Origin of the sequence: Thiohalorhabdus sp. Cl-TMA (genome assembly GCF_041821045.1) — a bacterium.
Lineage (GTDB): Bacteria > Pseudomonadota > Gammaproteobacteria > Thiohalorhabdales > Thiohalorhabdaceae > Thiohalorhabdus > Thiohalorhabdus methylotropha.
In genome coordinates, this window is the sequence record NZ_JBGUAW010000007.1 from 172,843 (window position 1) to 198,216 (window position 25,374).

Consider the following 25,374-nt stretch of genomic DNA (forward strand, 5'->3'; position numbering starts at 1 on the left):
GGGGCACCGTCTCAAGCGCCGGCCGGACCCGCTTCCTCCGCCGCCAGACTCCCTAGCCGGACCCGGTTCTTCCCCGCGGCCTTCGCCGCGTACAGGGCGTGATCGGCGGCGGACATCAGCCGGTTTTCCAGATCGTCCCCGCCGGGACGGACCCCGGGTAAGTGGCCTCCGGCCACCCCGATGCTCATGGTGAGGGGGCCGTCCGGCCCTTCCGGGCCCGGCAGGCCCTCCCGGATCAGCGCTTTCCGAAGCGCTTCCGCCTTGCGCCGACCCATTTCCGGCTCCATGTGCGGGAAAAGCGCCACGAATCCCTCGCCACCGAGCCGCGCCACGGTGTCCGTCCGCCGCACGCACCCGGTCAGCACCTGCCCCACGTCCCGCAGAACGCCATCACCGGCGATATGGCCCAGGCGATCATTGACCTTCTTGAAGTCATCCAGATCCAGGTAGGCCAGAGTCACCGGAAACCCGTGCCGGGACGCCCCCTGGACCGCGGCCCGCAGGCGCTCGCGAAAGCAGCGGCGGTTGGACAGCCCGGTTAGCTCGTCCCGATGAGCGGCCCGCTCCAGATGCTCAAGGCGCCGCTTCTCCAGGGTCAGCTCCACTACGCCCAGCAGTGCACCGCCTTGGAACCTACGGGAGAAGCCGGAACGGACGGCCCGGAACCAACGCCCCCGGACCTCTCCGTAGAGGGGACCCTCCGGTAGCGCGCCGTCCGAATCCAGCATGGGAGCCAGCCAGGGCCCCAGCTCCGGATGCGCCTTCAAGGCCTCCATGGGATGCCCAAGCCACTGCGCCGGCTCGAGCCCCCACCATTCCGACAGCCCCGGGCTGATCCACCGGATCGCACCCTCCTGGCCGAACAGGATACCGCCCGCGCCCAGCGCCCGGAGGATACCCTCCAGGCTCTCCCAGCCCATAGCCGCAAGGCCCTCCCAGTGACCTTCGCCTGTTTCGCCCTCGAACAGCATTGGCTCACTCCCCGGGGGTGATATCCTCCCCCTGTACCCATGGGGACAGGGACCGGGAGTCCTCCCGCGCATCCGAGACGGAATCCTGGGCATTCGACCCGTAGCGGCTGGGCCACAAGGTTTCCGGGCGCTGCCCGATCGCCTCGGCGATGATGCGCTCCGCTTTCGGATAGGGACGGCGCAGGGCGTGCTTGAGCGCATTGGAATCGTAGCCGGAGGCGAAGCTCAGCCGGCGTAGCGACCAGCCGGCCTTGTGCAGAGCCGCCACGATGTCCGCTGGTTCCCAGTCCATGGCCTCCCCATCGGGCGCGAAGGATCAATACCATAGCGAACATAACAAATACGCCATACAAGAACAATCTTTTACGCAATACGGTATCGCCTTCTCATGAGCGCATCCGCCCCGCCACCCCCCGAAAACGCCGCGCAAAGCCTCTTGCAGGGGCTCGGGGAGCGCATCACCCGAATCGCGGAAATGACAGGCGGGAAGCGCAAGCTGGCGGCCGCCGCCGGTATTCGGGAGAGCCAGCTCTTCCGCTACATCCGGGGCGACAACCTGCCGTCCCTGGCTGCCGCAGCCGCCCTGGCCGAGGCCGGCGGCGTTTCCCTGGAGTGGCTCGCCTACGGCCGGCTGCCGGATACCGGGCCGGAGGAAAGCGGTATCGCGGAGCCGCCGGGCGGGTACGGTGCCGGCGATGACTGGGTCGCCGTGCCCCTCCACAACCACGGGGCATCGCCGCTCTCATTCCGGCGGGCGTGGCTCCGGGACCTGGGCCTGGAGCCCGCCTCCCTGCTGCTGGCCGAGGTCCCGGACGATGCCATGATGCCCACCTTCCAGCCCCGGGACCTGGTGCTCGCCGACACACGCGCCAACCGGGTGGAGGCCGCCGGTCTCTACCTATTCCGGCTCGAGGATCTGGCCGTTCCGCGCCGCGCCGTCCCCGCCCCCGACGGCTCCCTGCGTCTGCAGAGCGACAACACCCTCTATCCGGAAATGCACGTTTCCGGACAATCCCGCTCCGAGCTCCGGGTGCTGGGCCGCATCGCCTGGGCGGGTCGCCGCTTCTGAACCGGCCGCGCTTGCCCCGGAACGCACAAAAAGGCCCGCCCCCGAATGGGGGCGGGCCCTTCGGCTTCAGGAACGCTCGCTCTAGAAGCTGCTGCCGAAATTCTCCTCCATGCGGGCCTTGAACTCGTCGATGGTGAACGAGTGGTTCTGCGGACCGCTGGATTCGATCTTGTAGGCCCCCATGGTGGCGGCGATGCGACCGGTGGTCTCCCAGTCGAAGCCGTTGGTCAGGCCGAAGAGCAGGCCGGCGCGATAGGCGTCGCCGCAACCGGTGGGATCCTCGATGGACTTCGGTTTGGCGGTGGGCACGTGGATCATACCGTCCTGGGTGTAGATTTCGGAGCCCTCACCGCCCTTGGTGACGATTAGGGTGGAAACCCGCTTGGACAGGTCCTCGGCGGAATGGCCGGTCTTGTCCTGCACCATCTGCCACTCGTAGTCGTTCACCGCGAGAATCTCGGCTTCATCCACCCGGGCCAGCAGCTCGTCGCCCGAGAACATGGGCAGGCCCTGGCCGGGGTCGAAGATGAACGGGATGCCGGCCTCCTTGAACTGCTGGGAATGCTCGACCATGGCGTCCTTGCCGTCGGGGCTGACGATGCCCCACTCCACCTTCTCCGTCACCTCGGAGATCTTCTGCCGGTGGGCCTCGCCCATGGCGCCCGGGTGGAAGGCGGTGATCTGGTTATCGTCCTCATCGGTGGTGATGAAGGCCTGCGCGGTGAAGTGCTCGGGGATTTCCTTCACGTACTTGCGGCTGATGCCGTGCTTGTCCATCCACTCCGCGTAGGGGCCGAAGTCCGTACCCACAGCGCCCATGGCGATGGGATCGTTGCCCAGCAGCTTGAGATTGAAGGCGATGTTTCCGGCGGTTCCGCCGAACTCGCGGCGCATGGTGGGCACCAGGAAGGCCACGTTCAGGATGTGGACCTTGTCCGGGAGGATGTGGTTCTTGAACTTGTCGTGGAACACCAGGATGTTGTCGAACGCGAAGGATCCGGCGATCAGAGCGCTCATGGGGTTTTTCTCCTTAGTGGGTTTCTTGCGGAAATCGGTCCCGTGCGCGGCCGGGTATCAGACCGCGGCCTTGCGCTCCCCGTCCCAGGCCAGATCCAGCTCCTTGGCCGCGCGCACGTCGTCGAGGCGCTTTACGGGGAGGGTGTAGGGGGCGTTCTTGATCTTGTCGGGGTCGACGTCCACTTCCTCGCGGATCGCGGCGAGCACCCCCGCGAAGTGGTCGAGGATCTCCTTGGCCTCGGATTCCGTGGGCTCCACCAGGAAGCACTCGGGCACCGAAAGCGGGAAATAGGCCGTGGGCGCATGCACCCCGAAATCGAGCATGCGCTTGGCCACGTCCATGGCCGAAACGTGCGCATCGGACTTGGCCAGGTCCTCGAGCGTGAGGATGAACTCGTGCATGGCGCGCCGCCCCGGGAACGCCACCTGGTAATGGGGGCGCAGCTTCTCCAGCAGGTAATTGCTGTTGAGCACCGCGTGCTCGGCGATGCGCTCCATGCCCTCGCGGCCCGCCATGCGGATGTATGCATAGGCCCGCAGGAGCACCCCGATGTTGGCCGGGAAGGCGGTCATGCGGCCGATGCTCTGGGGCCGCTCCCGCTCGTACTCCAGGAAGTAGCCGCCGTCCGCGTCCCGCGCCACCAGCGGCACCGGCGCGAAGGGCAGCAGGCGCTCGCTGACGCCCACCGGTCCGGCCCCGGGCCCACCGCCCCCATGCGGGGTGGAGAAGGTCTTGTGCAGGTTGAAGTGCATGACGTCGAAGCCCATCTCCCCGGGCCGCACCTTCCCCAGGATGGCGTTCAGGTTGGCGCCATCGTAGTACAAGAGGCCGCCGGCTGCATGGACCTTGTCGGCAATCTCCTTGATGCCCCGCTCGAACAGCCCCAGCGTGGAGGGATTGGTGATCATCAGCCCGGCGGTGCGCTCGGAAAGGGCCTCCTCCAGACTCTCCAGGTCGATGTCGCCGTCCGGCTTGGTGCGGATCTCCACGGTCCGGAAACCGCCCATGGAGGCGGTGGCCGGGTTGGTGCCGTGGGCGGAATCGGGGACGATGATCTCGTCACGCTCGTGGTTGCCGTGCGCCTTGTGATACGCCCGAATCATTGCCACGCCGGCGTACTCGCCCTGGGCGCCGGCCGCGGGGGCCAGGGACACCGCATGCATGCCGCAGATGTCCGCCAGCATCTCCTGGAGCTCATGGAGCACCGAGAAGATGCCCTGGCTGAAGCGCGCCGGCGTCTCCGGATGGCGGTTCAGGAGCCCCGGCAGCATGGCCGCCTCGTTGGCGCCCCGCGGATTGTACTTCATGGTGCAGGAGCCCAGCGGGTAGAAATGGGTGTCGATGGAGAAGTTCTGCTGGGACAGCCTCGTGTAGTGGCGGACCACGTCCATCTCGCTCGCCTGCGGCAGGCCCAGCGCGGAGCTGCGGCGCTGGGCCTCCGGCAGATCGTCCAGGGCCACCTCCCCCCGGGGCAGCTGCGCCTTGTTGGTCCGCTCGTCGCGGCTATGCTCGAAGATCAGCATATGTGCATCCTCATGGAAAAGGCCGGAACGCCAAGACGCCAAGAAAAAAGGACAACCGCATTGTTGGCTTGCCCGAGCCCCGCTTCTCCCGCTCCCGCCGGAGAAATGCGGTCTTTCAGGCATCAGGCCGCCTTCCTGGCGTTCCTCGGTTCGCTTGGCTGCTTGGCGTTTTCTTTCCCCGTCTCCCGGACCTAAAGCACCTCGGCCAGGGCCTCGGTGAAGGCGTCGAGGTCGGCCTCGGTCTTGGTCTCCGTGGCGCAGACCAGCAGCGTGTCGCCGAGATCGCTGTACTCCCGGCCCAGGTCGAATCCACCCAGCACGCCGCGGTCCAGTAGGGCGCCGCCCACTTCCGCGGCCGGCCTGGGCAGACGCAGGGCCGCCTCGTGGAAGAAGGGACCGTCGAAACGCCGCTCGACGCCGTCGATGGCGGTGAGCTTCTCCACCAACCTGCGGGTATTGGTGTGGCTCATCCCCGCCACCTGCTTGAGCCCTTCCTCGCCCACCAGGGACATGTAGATGGTGGCGGCGGTCATGGCCAGCCCCTGGTTGGTGCAGATGTTGGACTTGGCCTTGGCGCGCCGGATGTGCTGCTCCCGGGCCTGCAGGGTCAGGGAGAAGCCCTCCTTGCCGTCCGTGTCCACGGTGCGCGCCACCAGGCGGCCGGGCATCTGGCGCACCAGCTTCTTGGTGGTGGCCATGAGGCCCAGATACGGCCCGCCGCTGGACATGGGCAGGCCGAGCGGCTGGCCCTCGCCCACCGCGATATCGGCACCCCACTCGGCCGGCGGCGTCAGCAGGGCGAGCGCCGTGGGGTTGACCACGGCGATAACCAGGGCGCCGCGCGCCTTGGCCCAGGCCGCCAGCTCCTCCACCGCCTCCAGGCGGCCGAAGAAGTTGGGCTGGGGCACCACCAGGGCGGCGTACTCGTTGTCGTCGCCCCCCAGCCGCTCCGGATCCACCGTCCCGGAGGCCTCCTGGAAGGGAACCGATTCCAGCGTGACCCCCTGGGCCCCGCAGAAGGTGCGCGCCACGCGCAGGTAGGCCGGATGCACGCTCTCGGGCACCAGCACTTTCTGACTCTTGCCCTTGTGGGCACGCACCGCCATGAGGACGGCCTCGGCGAGCGCCGTGCCGCCGTCGTAGAGGCTGGCGTTGGCGACCTCCATGCCGGTGAGGCCGGCGATCATGGTCTGGAACTCGTAGATGGTCTGGAGGGTTCCCTGGCTGGCCTCCGCCTGGTACGGCGTGTAGGCGGAGTAGTATTCCCCGCGGGTGGCCAGCTCCCAGACCGCCGAAGGGATGTGGTGCTCGTAGGCGCCGGCGCCCACGAAGGAGCGCAGGCCGGATTCATCCTGAGCGGCGCGCTCCCGCATCAGGCGCATGAGCTCCATCTCGGAGAGCCCCTCGGGCACCTTCTCCAGGGGCTTGGCCCGGATGCATTCGGGGATTTCCGCGAACAGCTCCTCCATGCTCGACAGCCCCAGGGTGTCGAGCATCTCGCGGGCCTCCGCCTCGGTGTGCGGAATGAACGGCATGGGCTACTCCTCGGACTCGCACAGCTCCTGGTAGGCCTCGTGTCCCATCAGGGCCTCCACCTCGCCCTCGTCGCCGGGCTTCATGCGGAAGATCCAGCCGCCGTCGAAGGGCTCCTCGTTGACCTTCTCCGGGCTGTCCTCCAAGGCCTCGTTCACCGCCACGATCTCCCCGGAAATGGGCGCGTAGATGTCGGATGCGGCCTTCACCGATTCCGCCACCGCCACCTCGTCGCCGGCGGCCACGCTGCCCCCGGTTTCGGGGAGCTCGACGAACACCACGTCGGAAAGCAGGTCCTGGGCGTAATCGGTGACGCCGATGGAAACCGTGCCATCGCCCTCCGGCTTCACCCATTCATGGCTCTTGGTATAGCGGCGATCGTCCCGAATCTCCATGGCATTCCCTCCTTCTATAGGGCGTTACGGCGGGGGTTAGATATCGAAATTGGCTTTGCCGGCCTTCACGAAGGGCGGCCGGACCAGCTTTGCGGGCAGCTCGCGGTTGCGCACCACGACCCTGGCCGACCTGCCCGGCCCGGCGGCCTCCGCCGGGACCCGGGCCAGGGCGATGCCCCGCTCGAGGGTGGGCGAGAAGGTCCCGCTGGTGATCTCACCCACCTCCTCCAGACCTTCGAAATGGACCTCCTGGTGGCTCCGCAAAACACCCTTGCCCTCCAGGACCAGTCCGATGAGCTTGCGCTCCGGCTCCGCCTCACGCTGCTTTTCCAGGGCGGCCCGACCGATGAAGTCGCGGTCCGCCGGCTCCCAGGCCACGGTCCAGGCCAGGCCCCCCTCCAAGGGCGTAGTGGCCTCATCCATGTCATTGCCGTACAGGTTCAGACCCGCCTCCAGGCGCAGGGTATCCCGGGCGCCCAGGCCGGCGGGGCGGGCCCCCGCCTCCACCACGGCACCCCAGAAGGCCTCGGCCGCCTCATCGGGCATGGCCACCTCGAAGCCCTTCTCGCCGGTATAGCCGGTCTTGCCCACGAACAGCCCGCCCAGGGCGCCGGTGACGACCGCCGCCTGGAAGGGGCGCAGACCGTTCACCGCGCCTTCGGCCCGTCCGCCCAGCAAGGGCGGGAGCAGGGATTCCGCTTCGGGTCCCTGGACGGCGATGAGGGCCAGATCCTCGCGGGGGCTGATCTCCACTCCGGGGTGGCCGGCATCGCGCCGGGCACGGATCCATTCCAGGTCGGCCTGTCGCCGACTGGCGTTGACCACCATCCGGAACCAGCCCGGCTCCATGAAATAGACGATCAGATCATCGATCACCCCGCCTTCCGGATTGCACATGCAGGTGTATAGGGCGCGCCCCGCCTCCCCGCTGATCTTAGCCACGTCGTTGGCCAGCAGGTGGCGCAGGAAGGCCTCCACGGCGTCGCCGGTGAAGTCCACGATCTGCATGTGGGAGACATCGAAGATCCCGCAGGCTCGGCGCACCGCGTGGTGCTCTTCCACCTGGGAACCGTAGTGCAGCGGCATGTCCCAGTCGCCAAAGGGCACCATCTTGGCGCCGGCGGCCACATGGGTATTGTAGAGCGGCGTCCTCAGACCCATGACTGCTCCTCCCTGTTCCGTATATCCGTCGCCGGCTCATGCCGGCGACACCCGGGCCGCTAGGCCTGCACCTCTTCGGCGTGGTAAGAGCTGCGCACCAGGGGGCCCGCCTTGATCCAGGAGAAGCCCATTTCCCGGCCGGCCTCTTCCAGGGCCTTGAAGCGGGTGGGATGGATATATTCTTGAACGGGGAGCTTGTCCCGGGAGGGACGGAGATACTGGCCCAGGGCCAATCGGGTCACGCCTACGCTGCGCAGGTCGCGCATGACGGCGGTCACCTCGGACTCCGTTTCCCCGAGACCGAGCATGAGGCTGGACTTGGCCTCCACGCCGGAAAGGGAGGCGGCGCGCTCCAGGACGTAGAGGGAGCGGGAATACTCGGATCCCGGGCGCACCGGCTTATACAGCCGGGGCACGGTTTCCACGTTGTGGCCCCAGACCAGCGGGGCCTCCGGAGCGATGGTGGCCACGGCGGGATCCACCACCTTGCGGAAATCGGGGGTAAGCAGCTCCACCCCCATGTCGGGCTTGCGCGCGCGCAGGGCGCGGACGGTGGCCGCGAACAGGCCGGCGCCGCCGTCGTCGAGATCGTCACGATTGACGGAGGTGAGCACTACGTAGGAGAGGTCCATCTGCGCGGCTGCATCGGCGACGCGCTCCGCCTCGGAATAATCGGCGGGCACGCCGGGCTTTCCGGTGGCCACCGAGCAGAAGCCGCAGGCGCGGGTGCAGGTCTCGCCGAGGATCATGAAGGTGGCGGTGCCGCGGCTCCAGCACTCGCCGCGGTTGGGGCAGTTGCCCTCTTCGCAGATGGTCACCAGGCGGTTCCCGTGCACCGCCCGCGCGGTGGTCCCGTACTTGCTGCCCCGGGCGTCGCCCAGGGCGTACCGGATCCACGAGGGCATGCGGGACACGTTGCCGCCGTGGAACTTCATCGGCTGTTGGTCCATCGTGGCTTCCTCCCGTTTGTACCGGGATTGGCCGTCATCCGCCCACAAAAAAGGGGAGGACGGCATTCCCGTGCCATCCTCCCCTCTGTACTGGAAACCTGAGAGTTCACATCGCTCTGGAATTCCGCTGGTCCGGGAATTCCGGAGCGAGGCTACCCCTTCGGTGCCCTGCCAGCCGATCCTTGACGGATGCTGGCCAGGTCTCTCCAGAGCCCCATCCCCCGATGGTCCTTTTGCCTGAGAGCTTCCGGGAGGAGTTTCCCCTTCGGCGCCCCGCCGGACGGCGGCGGAGTCTCTCCCATCGGGATCTTCTGGGCCGAACGAATTTGATCTGCTTCTCGCCCGAAACATTGTATGGTGGACATGGGGCCTGTCAATGACCAGGAACCGGTACGCCGTTCCCAAAACCCCCAAGCGGTGCCTTATCAGCCTGCGCACAATGCTGCATTATCGCGTTTTTTGCGCAGATGCCGGGTCCGAGAAAACGAGGTATGTTTGGTCATGTGCAAGGTTGGTGGTAGGATACTTGCCAGTCCAAACCGAGCAGGCGACTTCTTGCTTCCTGACACAGTTCTGTGCCTGGCACATGACTCCGGCCGCCGACGAGCCCTGGAAAGCTTCCGGGCACGTACCGAAGCCGGCACCCTGACGACCGACCCCGCGGCCGATCGCTCCGGCCCGCGCGGCCGGCCGTATCCTGCTCCGAACGACCACGCGACGCCATCTATTCGCGGATCGGCCCCTGCGCACCCCTACCGGAGCGCCGATTCGCGCTGCACCGATTTTGCCCCCCGGGGCGACCACGCCCGGGCACTGCGCCAACCCGCCCTTCGCCCCTAGCGGCTACCTATTCCGCAAACTACCCGTTTACCATCGAGGGAGGAGTTTCTCCTATGGGGATTCGAAACGAGAACACCGGGCTCGAGCACGAGCAGTACACCCCGGATTTCGCCGACTACTGGGATGACCTGGTCGGCTGGAAAAAACGCGAGGAAGGCGAGGGCGGTTTCTACGAACGCCTGCTGGGAGCCTCCAACTGCGAGACCGTGGCCGACGTGGCCTGCGGCACCGGCTACCACGCCATCACTCTGGCCAAGAATGGCTTCAAGGTGACCGCCTCCGACGGCTCCGAAAACATGGTGCGTAAGACCGAGGAGAACGCCAAGCAGATGGGCGTGACTCTTCAGGGCACCAAGGTGGTGGACTGGGTCAAGGCCTCCAAAGACCTCGGGGAGGAGACCTTCGACGCGATCATCTGCCTCGGCAACTCCTTCACGCACCTGTTCGAGCATGAGGCCCGGCGGGACGCCCTGGAGGAGCTCTTCAAGGTGGTGAAGCCCGGCGGCATGGTGGTCATCGACCACCGCAACTACGACTCCATGCTCGAGCACGGCTACAGCTCGAAGCATAACTATTACTATTCCGGGAAGGGCGTGGATGCCTACCCGGCGGAGCTGAACCGCTATCTGGCCCGTTTCGAGTACGTCTTCCCCGACGGCGCCAAGTTCCAGCTCAAGATGTATCCGCTGCGGCAGGATTACGTTTCTCACCTGCTGGAAGATGCCGGCTTCATCAACGTGGTCCGCTATGGGGACTTCGAGAAGCCCTACGACCGTGATGAAGTGGACTTCATCCAACAGGTGGCCTATAAGCCGCGTGGTTGATTAGGATCAACCGGCCCCGTCCCGGTCGGCGTACCATCTAGGTATCGGCCGGCAGGGGCTCCGGGCATCGCTTTATCAGTAGCACCTGCGCCCCGGGCAGCTCCCGGGGCCCGTTGAAGATTTTCTCAACCCTCAACTTTCGCAACACGAGGAGCTTTTCGGGTATGGCACGCGAATACCTCTTCTCCTCCGAGTCCGTTGGAGAAGGCCACCCGGACAAGGTGGCCGACAACGTCTCGGATGCCATTCTGGACGCCCTGCTCGAGCAGGACCCCATGTCCCGCGTGGCCTGCGAGACCATGGTGAACACCGGCATGGCCATCATCTCCGGTGAGATCACCAGCGGCGCCAATGTCGATTACACCGACATCGTCCGCAAGACCATCACGGACATCGGCTACAACAGCAGCGAGATGGGCTTCGACGGCAACACCTGCGCCGTGCTCATCGGTCTGGACAAGCAGTCCCAGGACATCGCCCAGGGCGTGGACGAGGGCACCGGCCTCGACCTGGACCAGGGCGCCGGCGACCAGGGCCTGATGTTCGGTTTCGCCACCAACGAGACCGAAGACCTCATGCCCATGCCCATCCAGTACGCCCACAAGCTGACCGAGCAGCAGAAGGTGCTGCGCAACAACGGTAAGCTTCCCTGGCTGCGTCCCGACGTGAAATCCCAGGTGTCCGTGCGCTACGAGGGCAACACGCCCAAGGCCATCGACGCCGTGGTGATCTCCACGCAGCATGACGAGAGCGTCAGCTACGATGACCTCAAAGAGGCCGTCCAGGAAGAGGTGATCAAACCGATCATCCCCTCCTCCATGCTGTCCGACGACACCAAGTACTTCATCAACCCCACCGGCCGGTTCGTGATCGGCGGCCCCGTGGGCGACTGCGGCCTCACCGGCCGGAAGATCATCGTCGACACCTACGGCGGCATGGGCCGTCACGGCGGCGGCGCCTTCTCCGGTAAGGACCCCACGAAGGTGGATCGCTCCGCCGCCTACGCCGCCCGCTACGTGGCCAAGAACGTGGTGGCGGCCGGCCTCGCCGACCTGTGCGAGGTGCAGGTGGCCTACGCCATCGGCATCGCCAACCCGGTGTCCGTCCACGTCGAGACCTTCGGCACCGCCAAGATCGACGAGGAAAAGATCGAGCAGCTGATCCGGAAGCACTTCGATCTGCGGCCGAAGGGCATCGTGCAGATGCTCGACCTGCTGCGCCCGATCTACAAGAAGACCGCCTCCAACGGCCACTTCGGCCGGCCGGAGCCGGAGTTCTCCTGGGAGAAGACCGACAAGGCCGAGGCGCTGAAGGCCGACGGCGGCCTGTAAAAAAACACGGGCATAGTCGGAAATGGCCCCGGCCGGGTTTCCGGCCGGGGCCCTTCTTCCCCGACCCCCGAATCGATTTTTCGCCAAGTAACCGAGGAGCGGTTTAATGGCTAACGACTACAAGGTTGCGGATATCGGTCTGGCCGGCATGGGCCGGAAACAGATCATGATCGCCGAGACCGAGATGCCCGGTCTCATGAAGCTGCGCGAGGAGTGGGGCAGCAAGCAGCCCCTCAAGGGCGCCCGGATCTCCGGCTGCATCCACATGACGGTGCAGACCGCCGTGCTCATCGAGACCCTGCAGCACCTCGGCGCCGACGTGCGCTGGAGCTCCTGCAACATCTTCTCCACCCAGGACGAGGCCGCCGCGGCCATCGCTGCCGAGGGTACCCCGGTGTTCGCCTGGAAGGGCGAGACCGAGGAGGAGTACGAGTGGTGCATCGAGCAGACCATCAACGGCCCGGACGGTTGGACCCCCAACATGATCCTGGACGACGGCGGCGACCTCACCGCCATGGTCTACGAGAAGTACCCGCAGCTGCTTGAGCAGATCAAGGGCGTTACCGAGGAGACCACCACCGGCGTGCACCGGCTCTACCACATGGAGAAGCAGGGCGAGCTGAAGACCCCCTGCATCAATGTGAACGACTCGGTGACCAAGTCCAAGTTCGACAACCTCTACGGCTGCCGCGAGTCCCTGCTCGACGGGCTCAAGCGCGCCACCGACGTGATGGTGGCCGGCAAGTACGCCGTGGTGGCCGGCTACGGCGACGTCGGCAAGGGCTCCGCCCAGTCCCTGCTCGCCATGGGCGCCCGCGTGGCGGTCACCGAGATCGACCCCATCTGCGCCCTGCAGGCTCAGATGGAGGGCTTCGAGGTGGTGACCATGGACGAGGTGGTCGACAAGGCCGACATCTTCGTCACCGCCACCGGCAACAAGGACATCATCACCCGCGCCCACATGGACAAGATGAAGCACAACGCCATCGTGTCCAACATCGGCCACTTCGACAACGAGATCGACGTGGCGGGCCTGTCCGACCTGGAGTGGGATGAGATCAAGCCGCAGGTGGACCACGTGATCTGGCCCGACGGCAAGCGCATCATCCTGCTGTCCAAGGGCCGCCTGATGAACCTGGGCAACGCCACCGGCCACCCCAGCTTCGTCATGTCCAACAGCTTCTCGGACCAGACCCTGGCCCAGATCGAGCTGTGGACCAAGGGCGAGGAATACGACAACAAGGTCTACATCCTGCCCAAGCACCTCGACGAGGAGGTAGCCCGGGTGCACGTGGAAGGCCTCGGCGGTCATCTGACCCAGATGAACAAGGACCAGGCCGAGTACCTCGGTGTACCGGTCGAGGGTCCTTACAAGCCGGAGCATTACCGCTACTAATAGGCGGCGCCGGCATAAGGCCGGGGAGGGCCCCGTCCCTCCCCCGAATGGGGCTCGTCCCCATTCGGTAGGCCGCCCGCGCAGGGCGGCCCACCAATGGGGATTTTTCGGAGGCGGCCAAGCCGCCAGGCATCCACGCTACGCGAGGATACGAATATGGGTTTCAAACGGGAAAATTTCGAATTTTCCTTTGAGTTTTTCCCGCCCAAGAATGACGAGGGCGAGAAGCGGCTCCAGGAAGCGGTGCACGAGCTCAAGCCGCTGGATCCGGCATACTGCTCGGTAACCTTCGGCGCCGGCGGATCCACCCGGGAGCGAACCTTCCAGACGGTGGACTGGATCCAGAAGGAGGCCGGCATCGATGCCGCCCCGCACCTGTCCTGCATCGGCTCGCGCAAGGAGGACATCCACGAGATCCTCCAGCGGTACCAGGAAGCCGGCATCAAGCGGATCATCGCCCTGCGCGGCGATATCCCCGAGGACGAGGAGGCCTTCAAGGAAGGTGGCTTCCGCTACGCCAACGAGCTGGTGGCCTACATCAAGGAGCACTTCCCGGACTTCGAGGTGGTGGTCGGCGCCTATCCCGAATTCCACCCCGAGGCCCCGGATCCCGCAACGGACATGGAGAACTTCGTCCGCAAGGTGAAGGCCGGTGCCGACGTGGCCACTACGCAGTACTTCTACACGAACCTGGCCTACTACAAGTTCGTGGAGGATGTGCAGAAAATGGGGGTGGACATCCCCATCAAGGTGGGGCTCATGCCGATCACCAACTTCAAGCAGATCGACCGCTTCTCCCAGATGTGCGGCGCGGACATCCCGGCATGGATCCGCAAGCGCATGGAGCATTTCGGCGACGATACGGCGTCGCAGAAGGAGCTCGGGATCGACATTGCCACCCGGCAAGCCGAGGACCTGCTCAGTCAGGGCATTCCCGGCATCCACTTCTATTCGCTGAACAAGGCCGAGGCCACCAAGCGCATCTGGGAGAATCTGGGGCTGTAAGGCCCGGGCACGCATTCGGACCGGGGTGGGGCCCTCCTCGCCCCTCTGCATGCCGACGCCCAACTCCTCACATCTAACTATCCAAAGAGGAGCCGGAAATGAGCCGCTTCATGGACCGACTCAAAGAGCGGGTGCTGATCCTGGACGGCGGGATGGGCACCGCGCTGATGGAATATGACCTGGATATCGACAAGGACTTCCTGGGTCTGGAGAACTGCTCCGAGATCCTGTGCGATTCCCGTCCGGACGTGGTGAAGGACATCCACCGCTCCTTTTTCGAGGCCGGCTCGGACGCAGTGGAGACCAACACCTTCGGTTCCAACAAGGTGGTGCTCGCCGAGTTCGATCTCACCGAGCGCACCCGGGAGCTGAACCGCATCGCCGCCGAGCAGGCGCGCGAAGTGGCCAACGAGTTCGCCACCGAGGACTGGCCGCGCTTCGTGGTGGGCTGCATGGGCCCGGGCACCAAGCTGCCCAGCCTGGCCCACACCGACTACGATACCCTGGAGGATTCCTACGCCGAGCAGGCCCGGGGCCTGCTCGACGGCGGCATCGATGTGTTCCTGACCGAGACCTCACAGGATCCGCTGCAGATCAAGTCGGCCATCAACGGCATCCGCATCGCCCAGCGGGAAGCCGGGGTGGAGCTGCCCATCATCTCCCAGGTGACCATCGAGACCGTGGGTACCATGCTGGTGGGCACCGAGATCCAGGCGGCGGCCACCATCCTGGACGCCATGGACGTGGACATGATGGGCATGAACTGCGCCACCGGCCCGGCGGAGATGTCCGAGCACGTCAAGTGGCTCGGTGAGAACTGGCCCAGGCCCTTCTCCGTGCTGCCCAACGCCGGCCTGCCCATGCTGGTGGACGGCAAGACCACCTATCCGCTGCAGCCCGCGGAGATGGCCGACTGGGTGGCCCGCTTCGTCGAGGAGGACGGCGTCAACCTGATCGGCGGCTGCTGCGGTACCACCCCGGAGCATCTCAAGGCCCTGCGCGACAAGATCGGCTTCCAGGCTCCGAAGGACCGCAGCGACGTGAAGCTGGAGCCGGCCCTGGCGTCCCTGTACAACCAGGTACCCCTGCGCCAGGAGAACGCCGTCATGGCCATCGGCGAGCGCACCAATGCCAACGGCTCCAAGCGGTTCCGGGAGCTCCTCAACGAGGAGGACTGGAACGGCATCGTCCGGGTGGGCAAGGACCAGGTGAAGGAGGGCTCCCACACCCTCGACGTGTGTACCGCCTACGTGGGCCGCGACGAGGTCCGCGACATGACCGAGGTGATCTCGCGCTTCCGCGGCGATATCACCATTCCGCTTGTGATCGACTCCACCGAGACGCCGGTGATCGACACCGCTCTTAAGCTCTACGGCGGCAAGGCCCTCATCAACTCCATCAACTTCGAGGAGGGCGAGGAGAAGGCCGCCACGGTGCTGGGCTATGCCAAGAAATACGGCGCCGCGGTCATCGCCCTGACCATCGACGAAGACGGCATGGCCAAGGAAGTAGAGGACAAGATGCGGATCGCCCGCCGCCTCTACGACTTCGCCGTGAACCAGCACGGCCTGCCCGGTAGCGACCTCATGTACGACCCGCTGACCTTCACGGTCTGCACGGGTAACGAGGAGGACCGCAAGCACGCCATCAACACCCTGGACGCTATCGAGGCCATCTCCAACGAGATGCCCGACGTCCAGATCGTGCTGGGCCTGTCCAACATCTCCTTCGGCCTGAAGCCCGCCGCGCGTCAGGTGCTGAACTCGGTGATGCTGCACCATGCCCAGAAGCGCGGCCTGACCGCGGCGATCATGCACGCCTCGGCGATCCTGCCCAAGCACAAGATCGACGAGCAAGAGTACAAGGTTGCCGAGGACTTGCTGTTCGACCGCCGGGAGGAGGGCTACGACCCGCTCCACAAGTTCATCGAGCTGTTCAAGGACAAGGAGGCCACCGGCGGCCCCGAGAAGAAGAAGCCCGAGACCATCGAGGAGGTGCTCAAGGAGCGCATCGTCGACGGCGACCGCGACGGCATCGAGGAAGACCTCGACAAGGCCATGGAGAAGTACGAGCCGCTGGAGATCGTCAACCAGCATCTGCTCGGCGGCATGAAGGTGGTGGGCGACCTGTTCGGCGCCGGCGAGATGCAGCTTCCCTTCGTGCTCCAGGCCGCGGAAACCATGAAGGCCGCCGTTGCCCACCTCGAGCAGTTCATGGAGAAGACGGAGGGCGACGAGAAGGGCACCATGGTGCTGGCCACGGTGAAGGGCGACGTCCACGACATCGGCAAGAACCTGGTGGACATCATCCTCACCAATAACGGCTATAATGTGGTCAATATCGGCATCAAGCAGCCCTGCGAGTCGATCATCGAATCCGCCGAGGAGAACAACGCCGACGTGATCGGCATGTCCGGGCTCCTGGTGAAGTCCACGGTGATCATGAAGGAAAACCTGGAGGAGATGCGCACCCGCGACATCCAGACCCCGGTTCTCCTGGGCGGCGCCGCGCTTACCCGCAGCTTCGTGGAGGACGACTGCTCCGAGGCCTACGGGGAGGGCGTGGTGCATTACGCCAAGGACGCCTTCGCCGGTCTGCAGCTCATGGACCAGCTCACCGGCAATGCGCAGGAAGAGCCGGAAGAGGCCGAATAGGCCTTTCCGCTTCGGCTGCCGAATGGGGGCCGCCGGGGGCGGCCCCTTTTTTGGACGGTAAACCCGATAGAATTACTAGGTTTCTGCGGTCCCGGTACGCATTCTTTGCCAGTTTCACCCCGACCTGCTAGTGGTTTAAGGTTGGATTGAAGCCGTGCCGGAGGCGCTCAATACAGGTATGAACATGACCGAGCAAGCTACCCGATCCGACGTCGCTACCGACAACCCGATCCCCACGCCGCCCTTCTGGGGCACCAAGGTGATGGAGCAGATCCCCGTGCGGGCGCTGCTGCCCTACATCAACAAGACCATGCTTTACCAGTTCCAGTGGGGCTATAAGAAGGCGGGCAAGAAGAAGGACGAATACTGGCAGTGGGCCAAGCAGGAAGTGGACCCCATCTTCAATGATTTGATCGCCCGCGTTGAGCGCGAGCAGATCCAGACCCCGCAGGCGGTCTACGGCTATTTTCCCTGCCAGAGCGAGGGCAACGACATCGTCCTCTACAAGGACCCCGAGGGCTCCGAGGAGCTGCAGCGCTTCACCCTACCCCGCCAGGACGGCAAGAAGAACCTGTGCATTGCCGACTTTTTCCGCTCCAAGGATTCCGGGGAGATGGACGTGATCGGTTTGCAGGTGGTGACCGTGGGCCAGCATGCCTCGGACGTGGCGCGCGAGTGGTTCAACGAGGACAAGTACACCGACTACCTCTATCTGCACGGTCTCAACGTGGAGACCACCGAGGCCCTGGCGGAGTGGGTGCACAAGCAGATCCGCGCCGAACTGGGCTTCTCCAGCGAGGACGACCGCGATGCCCAGGCCCTTATTAAGCAGGGCTACCGGGGCTCCCGCTACTCCTTCGGCTATCCAGCCTGCCCCAACCTTGAGGACCAGCGGCCCCTGCTGGAGATCCTGGGGGCGGACCGGCTGGGCATCACCATGGCCGACGAGCAGCAGATGCACCCGGAGGAGTCCACCTCGGCCATCGTCTGCCACCATCCGGAGGCCAAGTATTTCAGTGTCTGAGCGCCGGGGGATCTGAGGGGTGCAACGGGCCTCGCACAGCAACGGCGACCGGGTCGCCCTTGCCTGGACCGGCGCCTCCGGCGCCGGTTACGGGCTCCGACTCCTGGAACAGCTGCTGGCCGCCGGCGTGCAGGTGGAGCTGATCGTTTCCAAGGCCGCGCAGGTGGTCCTGGCCCAGGAGACCGACCTGGAGCTGCCCGCCCAGCCCGAGGGCATGCGGCAGGCACTGGTGGAGCACATGGGCCGGGGCGCCGATACCCTGCGCGTCTACGGAAGGGAACAGTGGACGGCCCCGGTCGCTTCCGGCTCCAATGCGCCTCGGGCCATGGTGGTCTGTCCCTGCACGTCCGGGACGGTGGCTGCCATAGCCAACGGCACCAGTGATAACCTTATCGAGCGGGCTGCGGACGTCACCATCAAGGAACGGAGACAGCTGGTCCTGGTGCCCCGGGAGACGCCGTTTTCGGTGATCCATCTGGAGAACCTGACCCGCCTGGCGCGGATGGGCATTACCATCCTGCCCGCCAACCCGGGCTTCTACCATCGCCCCCAAACGGTGGAGGAGCTTGTGGATTTCGTGGTGGCACGGGTGCTGGATCATTTGGAGATCGAGCACGCTCTGGTACCGCGCTGGGCCGACGAGGTACGCAGTGAAGCCGAGTAATGTCCTTAATACCCTGCACCGGCTGACCCAGGAGGTGGGCCGTGCCGCCAATCTGCAGCAGGCGCTCACGACTCTGGTGAGCGGCCTTCGGCGGGCCATGAACACCGAAGTGTGCACCATCTATCTGCCGGATCCGCGGGTGGAGGGTGGCTGGGAGATGCGCGCCACGGACGGCCTCAATGCCGAATCCGTGGGGCAGGTCCATCTGGGGCCCGGGGAAGGCTTGGTGGGCCTGGTGGCCCGGGAGGAGGAGCCCGTCAACCTCGACAACGCGGGCCAGCACCCCCTGTTCCGCTATTTCCCCGAGACGGGCGAGGAGCGCTTCCCCGCGTTCCTGGGGGTCCCCATCCTGCATCGCGGGGAAGTGCTGGGGGTCATCTGCGTCCAGGGCACCAAGTCGGAGCGCTTCGACGAGGAGCACGCCACCCTGTTGTTCACCGCCGCCGCGCAGCTGGGCGGCGTCATCGCCCATGCCCAGGTGCTGGAGCGCCTGGGGCACCGCTCGGCCTCCACCCCGGAGACCGAAGCCTCGGGCGCTTCCAATGCCGAGGCGTTCCTGGCCGGTCAGGGCGGTGCCCAGGGGATCACCATCGGCACGGCCTGGGCCGTGTACCCGCCGGCCGACCTTTCCGCCGTCGCCGATCGAACCACCGAGGACCCGGAGGGCGACAAGCGCGAGTTCTATCGGGCCCTGAACGCCGCCGACCAGGAGATGGCCGAGCTGGGCGGCAACCTCTCCGAACGGATCGACGAGGAAGATGCCGACCTTATCCATGCCTACCTGCATATACTGCGGGACAAGGGGTTCCAGCGTCGGGTGGAGGCCCGAATCGATGGCGGAAGCTGGGTGCAGGCGGCCGTCCGCGACGTGGTGTGGGAGTATATCGAGACCTTCGAGAACATGGACGACCCATACCTGCGTGAACGGGCCGCCGACATGCGGGACCTGGGGCGCCGGCTCATCTCGCACCTCCAGCAGGGGAACCACCGCTACGACGGCGAGCTTCCCCCGGACACGGTTCTGGTGGGCGAGGAGATCTCGCCCCTGAACATGGCCAGCGTTCCCGAAGGGCACCTCAAGGGGGTCATCAGCGCCACGGGTTCGGCGGGCAGCCACGTGGCCATCCTCGCCCATGCCTTCGGCATCCCCGCCGTCATGGGGATCGAGGACCTCCCCGTGGCCCTGATCGACGGCAAGACCATCGTGGTGGACGGCTATAGCGGCCGGGTCTACGTGGACCCTTCCGCCAAGATCCTCGAGGAATACAAGCGCCTCGAGGCCGAAGAGGCCGCGCTCACCGAACGCCTGGGCGCCCTGCGCGACGAGCCCGCGGTGACCCTGGATGGCCGCTCCATTACCCTGTACGCCAACACCGGGCTGCTGGCCGACCTGGATCCCGCCCTGCGCTCCGGCGCGGAAGGGATCGGCCTCTACCGCACCGAGCTGCCCTTCCTGACCCGGGACCGATTTCCCGGCGAGGCGGAGCAGGTCCGCATCTATCGGCAGGTCTTCGAGACCTTCGCGCCGCGCCCGGTGACCATCCGAACCCTGGACATCGGCGGCGACAAGCTCCTCCCCTATCTGCCGGTGCACGAGGACAACCCGTTCCTGGGATGGCGTGGCCTGCGGCTCTCCCTGGACCACCCGGAGATCTTCCTCACCCAGCTGCGTGCCATACTGCGCGCCGCGCCGGCGGGCAACGTCCGCCTGCTGCTGCCCATGGTCACCACCGTCGAGGAGCTCGACGAGGCCCTGGGCCTGATCGAGCGGGCGCGCAAGGAGCTGGCCGCCCTCGGCGAGTCGGCCCCGGAGCTCCCAGTGGGGGCCATGATCGAGGTGCCCTCGGCGGTGTTCCAGACCGCGGCCATCGCCCGCCGGGTCAATTTCCTTTCCATAGGCACCAATGATCTGACCCAGTACCTGCTCGCCGTGGACCGCAACAACGCACGGGTGGCCGGGCTATTCGACTCCCTCCATCCGGCTGTCCTGCACGCCATCGGCACGGTAGTGGCGGAGGCCCATGCCGAGGGGCGACCCGTTTCCGTATGCGGGGAGATGGCGGCGGATCCGGTGGGCGCCCTGCTGCTGGTGGGCATGGGCGTGGACGAGCTCTCCATGAGCGCGGGCGCCCTGCTGCGTATCAAGTGGGTCCTGCGCTCCTTTTCCACCGCCCAGACGCGGGAGCTCGCCGAGCTGGCCCGCAACGACGAGTGCACCCGGACCACGCGCGAGCGCGTGGAAGAGGCCCTGCTCGAGGCGGGGCTAGGAAGCCTGATCCGAGCGGGCGACTGAGCGGGGATGGCAATGGACCAGCAACAGCAGCCCGAAGTGGCCCTCGCCAGCGGACCTGGGGAGCGGATCCGCACCGCCGCCAACCTCGGGGCGGCGTTCCTGGATCGCCTGGCCCAGGCGCCGGATACCACCCTCTTTCTGGAACCGGATGGCAAGCGCTTTCAGCCCATTTCCGCCCGGGAATTCGGCGAGGAAGTGGTCACTATCGCCCGCGCTTTCGCCGGATGGGGCTTGGTGCGCGGCGACCGGGTAGCCCTAATGGGACCCAACGGCTCCTTCTGGGCGGCGGTGGACTGGGCCGCCCAGCTCCTCGGCCTGGTGGTGGTGCCCCTCTATCAGGGCCAACAGCCCACCGATCTCCGCTATCTGCTCGAGGACTCCGGGCCTTCCCTGATTTGCATCCAGGGCAAGAAGGCACTGTCCACCCTGGAGGCCGTGGCGCAGGACGCCGCCTACCTGGCGCCCGTCGCCGTTCGCGATCCGGGAACCCGTGACCTGTCGCAGCCCTTCCGTACCTGGGCCGCCTTCCTGGAGGCCGGCGAGCCCATCGACCGGGCCGACGTCCGCCACCGCAACGAGCACGTCCAGCGCAGCCATCTGGCCACAATCGTCTACACCTCGGGGACCACCGGCTGGCCCAAGGGCGTGGAGCTCACCCACGGCAACCTGCTGACCAACCTGGAAGGCATCCTGGACGTGCTGTCCATCCAGGAATCGGACCGCTTCCTCTCCGTTCTGCCCCTGGCCCACATCTTCGAACGGACGGCCGGTCACCTCCTCGCCTGCCTGGCCGGCGCCGAGGTCGCCTACGCGCGAGGCCCGCAATCCATCGCCGCGGACCTGACCGGCGCCCATCCCACCATCCTCATCGCCGTACCGCGCATGTTCCAGCTCTTCCACGAGCGGGCCGAGGCCCAGGCGGAGCGGGGCGGGCTGGCGGCCCGGGCACTCTCCTGGGCGGATTCCGAGGGACGATTCCGCCGGCTGCTGGGGCGGCGCCTTCTGGGTCGCGGCCTGCGGCGGCGACTGGGCGGCTGTATCCGCCTGCTCGTTAGCGGCGGCGCTCCCCTGCCTGCGGAGGTGGGCGCCTTTTTCCGCAAGGCGGGGGTACCCATCCTGGAGGGGTACGGTCAGACCGAGACCAGCCCGGTGGTGAGCGTTAACCCGCCAGAGGTACTGCGGCCGGGGACGGTCGGCCCTCCGCTTCCCAACCTGGAGGTCCGGGTCGCCGGGGACGGCGAAATCCTGGTCCGGGGCCCTTCCGTCATGCGCGGCTACTGGGGCAAGCCGGAGGAGACCGCCCAGACCTTCGACAACGACTGGCTGCGCACCGGCGATACGGGCGGGCTGGACGAGGCGGGCTACCTCTATATCACCGACCGCAAGAAGGACATCATCGTCACCTCCGGCGGTAAGAATATTCCGCCGCAGCGCATCGAGCTGCGGCTCACCGCCCAGCCTCTTATCCAGCAGGCGGTGGTCTTCGGGGACCGACAACCGTACCTGGGGGCGCTCATCGTGCCCAACTGGGAACAGGTACACACCCAACTGGGCGCGGACGCCGATCCGGACCCCGAGGGCAAGGCCGTCTTCCGCCTCATGCGGGCGACCATCCAGGCCGCCTTGCGGGACCTGTCCAGCTGGGAGCAGGTACGCCGCTTCCGGGTCCTTCGGGAGCCCTTTTCCGAGGCCGCCGGCGAGGTGACCCCGACCCTCAAGATCCGACGCAAGGTGGTGGAAGAGCACTATCCCAGGGAGGTAGCGAGCCTGTTCTCGGATCGGGGGGAAGCGGAAGCGGGCCCCCGTCAGGCGGAGACCGGAGGGTAGGTCAGCCGAAAGTGGTGGAGTTGGTGCCCCAGAGGTGGCGCTCCACATCCTGGAAATGGATGTACACCCGTGCCGGGCTGATGCCGAGGCCTTCCCGCAGAAAAGCGCACAGCTCGGCGGAAAGATGCGCCGTTCGCTCCAGGGGGAGCCCCAGGCTGGCCAGCTCCACGAAGGCCGCGGGCTCGTCCGTTCCGGCGAACAGCAGATCGCGGCCGGTTTCCAGCGTAACCATCACGGTCCGCTCGGGCTTGCCGAGCAGCTCGGCAACCTTGCCCGAGGCGGCGCCCAGGAATTCCCGGCGGGATTCGCTGGTGGAAAGCACCTGATTGGTCTCGAGACGCAGCAGAGGCATGGGCGCTTCCTTCTGAATTCCAGCCGCTCAGGAGGGCCGCAGCCGGCGGCGCTCCACTTCCATCACGAACTGGGTAAGCACCCGCTCCACGCCGGTTGGCATGCGGGCGAACTGGCAGGCCATGTAGACCCATTTGCTGGTATGCTCGACCCAGATCACCGTTGCCGGCAGATGGACGTAGCTCACCCCCGTTTCCTCGGGAACCTGCAGCTCAAGAGCCACGCTGACCCGGTCCCCCTTGGCCACCTCGGGCGCCTTGTCCCACGCGGCATCCCCGCCGAACCCGGTCCGGAAGCCGCCGGCACTCAGGTTCACCTTCCGGTGGGGCTGCACCTGGATCCGCTCCCTTGCGTCCTTCAGCTCCGGTTCGCTGGGACCGATCAGGGGAGAGATACCCCCTTCCTCTGCGTGCGCCCAGGGCTTGCGGTTGTCTTCCCCCAAAGGGGCCACGCTGATCCGGAGATCGGCATTGACGCGGAAGTGCTCCCGCTGCTCGGCGCCCTTGGGGGCCGCATCCTTCCCGGAGGAATTGCTGGCCTGGTCGTTCATGTAGCTCCCCAGCTGCTTGTTAGCCTGCTTCGGCGGCAGCCCTCCGCTCGAAATGGTGAGCCCGCTATTCTACCTATACCGCATGGCCCTGCCTATGCACCCGCGGCATTTCAGCGCCGCTCCGCTAGAACTGCTCCTTGCGGATGCGCTCCAGCCGCTGCTGGGCAAGCCCGGCCACCCGATGGTCCGGATACTCCTCGACCACCTTCAGCAAGGTCTTGCGGGCGTTGCGGTAGTCCTGCAGCTCGTAGTAGGCATACCCCTTTTTCAACAGAGCGGCGGGTCCCTTGTCGCTTTCGGGGAAGCGTTGCCCCACGCCCTGGAAGGCCTCCAGGGCCCGCTCGTACTTGCCGCGCACGTAGAAGGCCTCGCCGAGCCAGTACTGGGCGTTATCCGCGTATTCGCTTTCCGGGTGATTGCCGAGGAATTTCTGGAAGCCCTCGATGGACTTCTCGTAGTCCCCGGCCCGCAGGGACTGGAAAGCGTCGCGGTAGGCCCGTTCATCCGCGGGGCGATCCTCGGGCTTGGCCGATTCGTCTGTGGCATCAGACGAACCCCCGCCCTTCTGCGGGGCCTTCATGGCCCCCATATTGTTCTCCTCGGCGGGATCACCCGCCATCGCGTAGCTCTTCTCTTCCAGGGCCACGATCCGGTTATCCAGCTGTTCGAGCTCGGCGCGGATCTGGGTGAGCTGCTTCTCCAGCTGCCGGGACAAGCGGTCCAGCTCGTGACCGTTTACCTCCGTTCGGCCACCCAGCTCGTGGACGCGCTCCTTCATCAGCCCCAGCCGCTCCGTCAGCTCCGGGGGATCGGTTTCCGACTGGTCCTTGCTCGCCATGGCCTGGCGCAGTTTGGCCAGTTTCTGACCCTGCTGTCCCAGGGCCTTCTGCAGGCTTTCGACCCGGTCCTTGAGCTTGTCCACCTCCCCCGGATCCGGACCCCGTTCCGCGTTGCGCACCCCCGGCGGCGGCAGGCAGCCGCTCAAGAGCAGCAGCGCGCCCACGGCGAGCCCCAGGTGTCTAGGCATCTTCATTCTTGCGAAAGCACTGCACGCCATCCACCCGCTCCCTTTCGAACCTCGCGTCCATTCGCTGGGCATCCTCACCCGCGCCGGTGAACAGGTAACCGTCATTGGCCATGCGGTGATGGACAGTCTCCAGCGCCTTCCGCTTTCCTTCGTCGTCGAAATAGATGAGCACGTTCCGGCACAGGATGATATCGAAGCGGGACAGCGGGAAATCGGGCTCGAGGATGTTCATCTCCCGATACCGGATCATGTGCAGGATCTCGGGGCGGGGACGGTAGCCGCCCTCCACCTGCTCGAAGTAGCGGCGTCGAACCTCGGGGGAAGCCCCGCGCCGCATCTCCAGCTCGGAATAGACCGCCTTCTTGGCGCGGGAAATGGCCTCGTCGCTCACGTCCGTGCCGACCACCATGCAGCGGTCGGCGCGCTCCGGCGGCAGCACCTCGCGCAGGGCGATGGCCAGGCTGACCGCCTCCTGCCCGGTGGAGCAAGCGGCGCTCCAGACCTTCAGCTCCTTGTCGCCGCGGCGTTCCGCCAGCTCGGGGATGATCCTTTTCTCCATCACCTCGAACGGCCGGCTATCGCGGAAGAAGCTGGTTTCCTTGATGGTCAGGGCATTGAGGATGGCATCCACGACTTCCGGGTTGTTCCGCTCCCGGTAGACGTGGGTGACCAAATCATTGAGCCCGTCGTAGCCCCATTCCCGTGCCAACGGCTGCAGCTTGGAGCGCAGGGAATAGCTCTTTTCCGGCTTCAAAATGATCCCCGATTCCTTCTTCAGGAATTGGGCGAGAAGATCGAAATAATAGGGGCTGAGGTCACTCATAGCCGCGGCGGTTCTCTCCGTGGAGGCGCAGGAGGTGGCTGCTCGCCACTGGACGTTCCCGGCCGGAGCGAGCAAAAAAAGAGGGCCCCGCCCGGCCGGGAGACGGCGCCCTTCATGGTCATGTTTTCTCGCGAATCCGCTGACT

At 66.1% G+C, this 25,374-nt stretch carries 20 protein-coding genes, 1 pseudogene and 1 riboswitch; of the genes and pseudogenes, 9 read left to right on the forward strand and 12 right to left on the reverse strand.

Annotation, left to right across the window (positions count from 1 at the left end; genetic code table 11):
* Nucleotides 1–11: 11 nt before the first annotated feature.
* Both ACERLL_RS11420 and ACERLL_RS11425 read right to left on the reverse strand, forming a co-directional pair.
* Complete coding sequence (locus ACERLL_RS11420) at nucleotides 12–971, reverse strand: GGDEF domain-containing protein (protein ID WP_373656225.1); 960 nt, start codon at nucleotides 969–971, stop codon at nucleotides 12–14.
* Nucleotides 972–975: 4 nt separating this feature from the next.
* Nucleotides 976–1,263 carry a helix-turn-helix domain-containing protein gene (locus tag ACERLL_RS11425; protein ID WP_373656226.1) on the reverse strand — a complete coding sequence of 96 codons (288 nt, stop codon included), beginning with the start codon at nucleotides 1,261–1,263 and terminating at the stop codon, nucleotides 976–978.
* Nucleotides 1,264–1,359: 96 nt separating this feature from the next.
* Between ACERLL_RS11425 and ACERLL_RS11430 the strand changes: the two genes are divergently transcribed.
* The gene (locus ACERLL_RS11430) at nucleotides 1,360–2,040 is read left to right on the forward strand and encodes a S24 family peptidase (RefSeq protein WP_373656227.1); all 681 of its coding nucleotides are present in this window, start codon (nucleotides 1,360–1,362) and stop codon (nucleotides 2,038–2,040) included.
* Nucleotides 2,041–2,121: 81 nt separating this feature from the next.
* Here the strand turns inward: ACERLL_RS11430 and ACERLL_RS11435 are convergent, their stop codons facing one another.
* The 6 genes from ACERLL_RS11435 to lipA form a co-directional block, all read right to left on the reverse strand.
* The gene (locus tag ACERLL_RS11435; protein ID WP_373656228.1) at nucleotides 2,122–3,057 is read right to left on the reverse strand and encodes a carbohydrate kinase family protein; all 936 of its coding nucleotides are present in this window, start codon (nucleotides 3,055–3,057) and stop codon (nucleotides 2,122–2,124) included.
* A 57-nt stretch (nucleotides 3,058–3,114) separates the two neighbouring features.
* On the reverse strand, nucleotides 3,115–4,581 hold the full coding sequence (gene gcvPB, locus ACERLL_RS11440; protein WP_373656229.1) for an aminomethyl-transferring glycine dehydrogenase subunit GcvPB: 1,467 nt from the start codon (nucleotides 4,579–4,581) through the stop codon (nucleotides 3,115–3,117).
* 191 nt (nucleotides 4,582–4,772) lie between these two features.
* Nucleotides 4,773–6,116, reverse strand: coding sequence for an aminomethyl-transferring glycine dehydrogenase subunit GcvPA (gene gcvPA / locus ACERLL_RS11445; RefSeq protein WP_373656230.1), 1,344 nt, complete (start codon nucleotides 6,114–6,116; stop codon nucleotides 4,773–4,775).
* A gap of 3 nt (nucleotides 6,117–6,119) precedes the next feature.
* Nucleotides 6,120–6,509: a glycine cleavage system protein GcvH gene (gene gcvH, locus ACERLL_RS11450; protein WP_373656231.1), complete on the reverse strand. Its 390-nt coding sequence runs from the start codon at nucleotides 6,507–6,509 to the stop codon at nucleotides 6,120–6,122.
* Between the two features lie 36 nt (nucleotides 6,510–6,545).
* A complete protein-coding gene (gene gcvT, locus ACERLL_RS11455; protein ID WP_373656232.1) occupies nucleotides 6,546–7,670 on the reverse strand; it encodes a glycine cleavage system aminomethyltransferase GcvT in 1,125 nt (374 codons plus the stop codon).
* A gap of 59 nt (nucleotides 7,671–7,729) precedes the next feature.
* Nucleotides 7,730–8,620 (reverse strand): lipoyl synthase, encoded by an 891-nt coding sequence (gene lipA, locus ACERLL_RS11460; RefSeq protein ID WP_373656233.1) that lies wholly within the window; start codon nucleotides 8,618–8,620, stop codon nucleotides 7,730–7,732.
* 215 nt (nucleotides 8,621–8,835) lie between these two features.
* Nucleotides 8,836–8,931, reverse strand: a riboswitch (glycine riboswitch).
* A 582-nt stretch (nucleotides 8,932–9,513) separates the two neighbouring features.
* Here lipA and ACERLL_RS11465 point away from each other — a divergent pair.
* The 8 genes and pseudogenes from ACERLL_RS11465 (at nucleotide 9,514) to ACERLL_RS11500 (ending at nucleotide 22,478) form a co-directional block, all read left to right on the forward strand.
* Complete coding sequence (locus ACERLL_RS11465) at nucleotides 9,514–10,284, forward strand: class I SAM-dependent methyltransferase (RefSeq protein ID WP_373656234.1); 771 nt, start codon at nucleotides 9,514–9,516, stop codon at nucleotides 10,282–10,284.
* Nucleotides 10,285–10,448: 164 nt separating this feature from the next.
* Entirely contained in the window at nucleotides 10,449–11,615 is a 1,167-nt protein-coding gene (metK, locus tag ACERLL_RS11470; protein WP_373656235.1) for a methionine adenosyltransferase, read from the forward strand.
* A 106-nt stretch (nucleotides 11,616–11,721) separates the two neighbouring features.
* Nucleotides 11,722–13,011 (forward strand): adenosylhomocysteinase, encoded by a 1,290-nt coding sequence (gene ahcY, locus ACERLL_RS11475; RefSeq protein WP_373656236.1) that lies wholly within the window; start codon nucleotides 11,722–11,724, stop codon nucleotides 13,009–13,011.
* Nucleotides 13,012–13,167: 156 nt separating this feature from the next.
* Nucleotides 13,168–14,016, forward strand: a complete 849-nt coding sequence (gene metF, locus ACERLL_RS11480) for a methylenetetrahydrofolate reductase [NAD(P)H] (protein ID WP_373656237.1) — start codon at nucleotides 13,168–13,170, stop codon at nucleotides 14,014–14,016.
* A 98-nt stretch (nucleotides 14,017–14,114) separates the two neighbouring features.
* A pseudogene (metH, locus tag ACERLL_RS11485) lies at nucleotides 14,115–17,694 on the forward strand (methionine synthase).
* Between the two features lie 19 nt (nucleotides 17,695–17,713).
* Nucleotides 17,714–18,358: a flavin prenyltransferase UbiX gene (locus tag ACERLL_RS11490; RefSeq protein WP_373656238.1), complete on the forward strand. Its 645-nt coding sequence runs from the start codon at nucleotides 17,714–17,716 to the stop codon at nucleotides 18,356–18,358.
* A complete protein-coding gene (gene ptsP, locus ACERLL_RS11495) occupies nucleotides 18,345–20,651 on the forward strand; it encodes a phosphoenolpyruvate--protein phosphotransferase (protein ID WP_373656239.1) in 2,307 nt (768 codons plus the stop codon). Before ACERLL_RS11490 ends, ptsP begins: the two co-directional genes overlap by 14 nt.
* Before the next feature lie 12 nt (nucleotides 20,652–20,663).
* Nucleotides 20,664–22,478: an AMP-dependent synthetase/ligase gene (locus tag ACERLL_RS11500; RefSeq protein ID WP_373656240.1), complete on the forward strand. Its 1,815-nt coding sequence runs from the start codon at nucleotides 20,664–20,666 to the stop codon at nucleotides 22,476–22,478.
* A gap of 1 nt (nucleotide 22,479) precedes the next feature.
* Here ACERLL_RS11500 and ACERLL_RS11505 read toward each other — a convergent pair whose 3' ends face one another.
* The 4 genes from ACERLL_RS11505 to ACERLL_RS11520 form a co-directional block, all read right to left on the reverse strand.
* Nucleotides 22,480–22,830 carry a phenylpyruvate tautomerase MIF-related protein gene (locus ACERLL_RS11505; RefSeq protein WP_373656241.1) on the reverse strand — a complete coding sequence of 117 codons (351 nt, stop codon included), beginning with the start codon at nucleotides 22,828–22,830 and terminating at the stop codon, nucleotides 22,480–22,482.
* 27 nt (nucleotides 22,831–22,857) lie between these two features.
* Nucleotides 22,858–23,379, reverse strand: a complete 522-nt coding sequence (locus ACERLL_RS11510; protein WP_373656242.1) for a PilZ domain-containing protein — start codon at nucleotides 23,377–23,379, stop codon at nucleotides 22,858–22,860.
* Nucleotides 23,380–23,503: 124 nt separating this feature from the next.
* On the reverse strand, nucleotides 23,504–24,406 hold the full coding sequence (gene ybgF, locus ACERLL_RS11515; RefSeq protein WP_373656243.1) for a tol-pal system protein YbgF: 903 nt from the start codon (nucleotides 24,404–24,406) through the stop codon (nucleotides 23,504–23,506).
* A complete protein-coding gene (locus ACERLL_RS11520) occupies nucleotides 24,399–25,229 on the reverse strand; it encodes a CheR family methyltransferase (RefSeq protein ID WP_373656244.1) in 831 nt (276 codons plus the stop codon). Before ACERLL_RS11520 ends, ybgF begins: the two co-directional genes overlap by 8 nt.
* Between the last annotated feature and the right edge of the window lie 145 nt (nucleotides 25,230–25,374).